The organism is Limimaricola sp. G21655-S1, assembly GCF_027213785.1.
In the GTDB taxonomy this organism is placed as follows: Bacteria; Pseudomonadota; Alphaproteobacteria; order Rhodobacterales; family Rhodobacteraceae; genus Limimaricola.
This window is the reverse complement of record NZ_JAPWGO010000303.1, coordinates 1-262: the sequence shown is the minus strand read 5'-3', so window position 1 is coordinate 262 and position 262 is coordinate 1. Positions and strand designations below refer to the sequence as shown.

Here is a 262-nt window from a genome sequence, read left to right as displayed (position 1 = left end):
GCACTGAACCGCATCAAGCTGCTGAATGAGGAATTTGACGAGTATTACAGCAACTTCCACATTACAAACGACCTGGTGGAGCTGCGCAACCTGGTACAAACCGCCGAGCTGATTGTGAGCTCCGCTCTGGCACGCAAGGAAAGCCGTGGCTTGCATTTCAGCCGCTACTACCCAGAAACGCTGCCGCAAAGCAGCGACACCATCCTGACGCCGCAAAAGTAAGCCAAGCACAGGTTGGCCGCAGCCTGCGGCCAACCTTTTC

The 262-nt window shown here is 55.7% G+C and carries 1 pseudogene; it reads left to right on the top strand.

The features are described 5' to 3' along the window. A pseudogene (locus tag O4G76_RS20875) lies at positions 1 to 222 on the top strand (L-aspartate oxidase); the annotation flags it as partial. Positions 223 to 262 lie beyond the last annotated feature (40 nt).